General features: G+C 69.3%; 4 protein-coding genes. All 4 read right to left on the bottom strand.

Going from position 1 to position 5,103, the window contains the following annotated elements; genetic code table 11:
* On the bottom strand, positions 1-1,696 hold a 1,696-nt coding region (locus tag G3N61_RS37955; RefSeq protein WP_205824988.1), incomplete at its 3' end, for a hypothetical protein.
* Positions 1,697-1,859: 163 nt separating this feature from the next.
* Entirely contained in the window at positions 1,860-3,029 is a 1,170-nt protein-coding gene (gene ampC / locus G3N61_RS37960) for a class C beta-lactamase (RefSeq protein ID WP_205824990.1), read from the bottom strand.
* A gap of 361 nt (positions 3,030-3,390) precedes the next feature.
* Entirely contained in the window at positions 3,391-4,200 is an 810-nt protein-coding gene (locus G3N61_RS37965; protein WP_205824992.1) for an alpha/beta hydrolase, read from the bottom strand.
* Positions 4,201-4,270: 70 nt separating this feature from the next.
* Positions 4,271-4,735 carry a hypothetical protein gene (locus G3N61_RS37970; protein WP_089454508.1) on the bottom strand — a complete coding sequence of 155 codons (465 nt, stop codon included), beginning with the start codon at positions 4,733-4,735 and terminating at the stop codon, positions 4,271-4,273.
* Between the last annotated feature and the right edge of the window lie 368 nt (positions 4,736-5,103).

Consider the following 5,103-nt stretch of genomic DNA (forward strand, 5'->3'; position numbering starts at 1 on the left):
GGAGGTTGCAGGTGCCCGACGGCGCGCCCGATGCCTGCGGGAACAGCCCGATCGCGATGCCCGCGTTCTTGCCGCTCTGCCAGTTCTTGTTCGCGAACACCGGCGTGCCGAAGCCGACCACGTCGGTACACGGCGTCTTCAGCCACATGCCGATCGTGAACTGCGCCTGCGTCGCGATATCGGCGTTCTGCACGAGCTTGTAGCCGTCGTAGCCATTCGTGTCGACGGTCTGCGTCGTCACCTGCAGCGCCTGCCCGCCGAACGGATCGGCGGTCGGCGAGCCGCCGTTCGCGGCGGCCGAGAACGGGCCCATCGTGCTCGCGTTCAGCGCATCGACGGCCGGCAGCGCGCCGAACGGGTAGTACGACGCGAGGCCGTTCTTCAGCGTCGTCGCCAGCGGCGGCGGCGGGGGCGGCGGCGGCACGTACGCGATCCGCGCGATGCTGCCGAGCGGCGCACCGCCCGCGGTCACCACGTAGTCGAAGCTGTAGGTCCCGGCCGCGGTCAGGCCGAGATTGCTGTCGGTATAGGTCGTCGTGCCGGCCGGCAGCGTCGCGATCTGCTGGCCCGCGCGGTATACCGCGATCGCGCCGCTCGCGGGCGCCGCCCACGTCAGCACGACGCTGTGGCCGTCGGTGCTCGCCGCGCCGGCGAGCTGCGACACCGGTTGCGTGCCGATCAGTTCGCCGCCGTCCATTTCATACGCGGACGGCGCGGGCAGCGCGCCGAACTGCGCGAGCACGGTCGGCGCGACATCGGCGATGCTGGCACGCGTATGCAGGTCGGCCAGCGACGCCGGCTGCGCGGCGCTGCCCAGCCGCCCGTTGTCGGCCTGGTTCATCGCGATGAAGGTCGTCGATTCGGACAGCAACGGCAGGCCGTCGCTGCCGCCGGCCGCGTTCAGGCCGTGGCCGCCGGTGACGACGACCAGCCAGTTCTCCTTGTTGCGCTTCGCGGTTTCGGCGACGAGCGCGCCGACGGCCGCGTCGAACTGCTGCAGCGTGTTCGTATACGCCGATGCACCAAGGCCGTAGTTCAGCGCCGCATCCTGCGCCGAGTGGTACTGCGCGACGACGAGCGAGTAGCCCTGCTGGATCATCGTGGCGCCTTGCTGCGTGACGCAGCTGTCGACCGCCGCGCAGTTCGCGAGCGTGTCGAGACTGCCCGCGTTGCGCCCGGCGGTCAGCAGCGACGCCAGCGCCGGCGACCCGACGGCCGCGCCGAGCAGGCCCGCGTTCGCGGTCTTCAGCGTATCGAAGGTGGTAGGCGCCTGCAGCGCCTGGTTCGGTGCGTCGGACAGCACCTGGTGACGGTTGCCCCACGCGCCGGTGAGCAGCGTGGCCCAGCTCGGCGTGTCGAGGTTCGGCTGCTGCGACAGCAGGCCGTTGACGCCGCCGCTGTAGGCGGGCGCGATGTGCAGCTTCGCGAGGTTCGGCAGCGTGCCGCCCGCGATACCGGCCTGCAGTGCCGCATAAGTAACGCCGTCGAGCTCGATCACGAGCGCGCGGTTCGCGACCTGCTGGCCCGGCGGGTTGCCGCCGTTGCCCTTGCCGTTATCGGTGCCGCCGGACCCGCCGGCCGCGTTCGCCGACGCACCGGCTGCACCGCCCGTGCCATCCATATTGCCGCCGCACGCACCGAGCGCGCCGACCAAGGTCAGCCCGCACAGCAGCCGCGCGAGAGTGGTCTTCCGCATGTTTCCCCCTGACTGGACTATCCGGACACGCCCGGAGATCTGCCCGGATTCTGATCAGGGGATGCGATGCACGTATTTCGTTTTGCAGAAGCGTGCCGATACAGGTATCAGTTTTTTTGGGGAGAGCCGGCCGCGTGAAACGGCCGGCTCTCCGGCGGAAACGTTACCGCCGGCCGTCGAGCGCCCCGAGAATCCCGTACGCGGCCTTCACGCGATCCTCGTTCGGATAGCTGCGGTTCGCGAGCATCACGATCGCGATCCGTTTCGACGGGACGAACGCGACATAGGTACTGAAACCGTTGGTCGAGCCCGTCTTGTTGATCCACGTATCCGCGCTCGGCGCGAGCGGCGGCTTGATCGCGGTGGCCGGTAACCCGCCGCGCAGCATCTTCATCGAGTTGCCTTCGAGCAGCGTCGGCAGCGCGACCGGATACGGATACTGTTCCCAGATCAGGTCCTGCGTCAGCGGCCCCGCGCGGAAATAGCCGGTGTGCGTGCGTTCGAGCGCGCGCTGCAGGCGCGGCGCGGTTTCGATCAGCCCCATGTTCGCCTGCACGAAGCGCAGCAGGTCGGCCGCCGTGGTGCGCACGCCGTAGGCCGGCTGCCACAGCATGCCGCCCGTCATCCGGATCGGCTTGCCGTCCTGCGTATAGCCCTGCGCATAGTCGTCCTGGCGCGCGTCGGGCACGTTGATGTACGTGTGCGTCATCCCGAGCGCGGGAAAGAGCCGCTGCTCCATCAGCACCGCGAAATCCTTGTGCATCGCCTTCGCGGTGAGCCACCCGAGCATGCCGACCGACACGTTCGAATACGTGCGGTACGTGCCCGGCGCGTGCGCGGGCCGCCACGCGTCGAGATAGCGGATCAGGCCCGCGTCGTCGCGGATGCTGTCCGGCACCTGCACCGGCATGCCGCCGGATGTGTGCGTGCCGAGATCGCGCAGCGTCACGACGCCGAACGGCTTGCCCTGCACCGCCGGCAGGTACTTGCCCGCCGGGTCGGCAAGCGACAGTTCGCCGCCCTCCTGCGCGTCGGCCGCCAGCGTCGCGGTCAACGTCTTGCTGACGGAGCCGATCTCGAACAGCGTGTCGCCGGTGACGGGCTTGCCGGTTTGCGTCGACATCACGCCGTAGTCGAACACGTAGGGCTTGCCGTCGGCGACGATGCCGATCGCCATGCCCGGAATCGCGTACTGCTTCATCAGCGGCGCGATGTGGCGGGTCACGGTGTCGTGGAGGTCGTCCTGGGTGGCGGCGGCTGCGTGGCCGGCCGTGGCGGTGACGCACGCGGCGACGAACAGGGTCACGGCGAAGCGTGTCGCGTTGAATCGCATGGTTGCGGTTCCTTTGATTTCTGATGGTTGCGTGGACAACGGATCCGGTCGCGCCATGCGGAAATCGCAGCGGCCGGCCTGTCGAAACAGGACTATCCACTGCCGGCCCGCCGCCAACAATCGACGATATGTTGCGCGAGCCGAAAGAAAAACTTATGCGACAGGCGAAGCGCCGAAAGACGCTACCGTGAACGCGGCGCGCTCGACGGTTTGCCGCGAACACCGGAACGTCGATACACGCGCTGCCACGCGGGCCGCCACGGGAGCGACACGCGCGGGACGTTGCGCTACGCGCGGTACGGTAGCGGCCGGTCGCGGCGCACGGGAGCCCCGGCGCCGGCAACACGGCGACTTGAGCGCGTCAGTCCGGCAACCGGTCGAGGAACGCCAGCAGCGCCGCGTTGAACCGCTCGGGTCGTTGCAGCGGCGCGAAATGGCTCACACCGGGCAGCATCGTCAGCGTCGCGCCCGGAATCGTGCGCGCCAGGTACGCCGCATGCTCGGGCCGGATGAATTCGTCGTGCTCGCCCAGCACGATCGTGACCGGCACGGCGATCGCCGCGAGATCCTGCGCGCTGTAATCCGGTTGCGTGCGCATCATTTCGCTGACCGCCGCGACGAAGGCATCGAACTGGTCTGGCGTCGCGGACAGTGCTGCGTAGTCCTTGCGATGCCGCGCGAAGCAGCGGTCGAGCAGCGGGCTCGGCACCATCTCCTTCGTGCCGCCCGGATCCATGTTGCACGCGAAGAAGAACACGCCGGCCGCACGTTCCGGCGCGCGATCGGCCAGCACGAGCGCAATGCATGCGCCGTCGCTCCAGCCGACGAAGCGCGCACGGTCGACGTGCAGCGCGTCGAGGACCGCGAGCACGTCCGACGCCATGCGTTCGTAGGAATAGGGTTGGTCGTCGCGCGTGCTGCGGCCGTGGCCGCGGCTGTCGATCACGATCGCGCGGTAGCCGGCCGCGAGCAGCGCCGGCACCTGGTTGCCCCAGTTGCCGCTGTGACCGAGGCCGCCGTGCAGCAGCACGACCGGCGGGCCGTGGCCGAACGACGCGTGCCAGATGCGCGCGCCGTCGTGTTCCAGCCATCCGTGCTCGTCGGCCGCGGGCAGCGGCGTGCCGCCGTGCGTGTCGAAGCGGACGAGGTCGTCGTCGAATTCCGCATTCATCGTTCTGCCGTCCTGTCGAGGGAGACGCGCTTGCGATTGTAATGCGTGCGGCCGACGCGGCCGCAACCGGTCAGGCGTGCGTCGACACCAGCCCGCCCGCCGACGAGGCGCCCGATTTCTCGATCACCTGCGCGAGCTGCGAAATCGCAGTCGAAAGCGCCCCCGAGATCGCGCCGGCTTCCGCGCTCAGCGACTGCTGTTCGATCGCCGCGGCCGGATCGTCCTTCGCGCGCTGCGCTGCGCTCGCCATCTGGCGCTCGATCGTGGCCAACTGCTTCTGCAGCCGCTCGATCAACGCTTTCAGTTGGGCAACCGCCGGGTCTTCCGACGACGCGCCCGAAGCGCCGAGTTTTTCGCCGGTGGCGCCGGTCGAACCCGGTGCGCCGGTGGTGCCCGTCGTACTCGTTGCGCCATCGGTGGAAGACGCCGCGGCGGGCGCGGCCGACGTCGTCGCTGCGGCGCCCGACGAAGCGTTCGCGCTCGTGCTGCCGTCCGCCAGCGGGACGCGCGTGGTCGTGGAGAAATCGATCTGCATGGTGTCGGTCCGTGTGTCGGTAAGCGAATCGTGACTGGGGTGGAATTGCCTTCCAACTCGTTTACGGCATTCGTCACACGAAACTTGAGTATCGGGGCCGAACTGATTTGGCGGAAGATCGCCGTGTTTTAGCGCCGAAAGGGCCAGATTGGCGACATCGCGGCGCTGGTAAAATTGCGGCTTCGCCGGCGGAATCCGTGCGCGAGCCGCCTCCGGGCGCGAGCGCGCAACACCGCCGGCCTCGACTCCCGCCCTGCCGGGCGCGGCACGCCACGCGTGTCGACGCCGCGGCTGCGGCAGCACGAGTCGCCTTTTCCGTCCGCCTGCGTGCCCCGCTCGCCGATTCGAGCGGCGAACGCCGTGCGGCG

It is taken from the genome of Burkholderia sp. Ac-20349, from assembly GCF_017104865.1.
Taxonomy (GTDB): domain Bacteria; phylum Pseudomonadota; class Gammaproteobacteria; order Burkholderiales; family Burkholderiaceae; genus Burkholderia; species Burkholderia aenigmatica.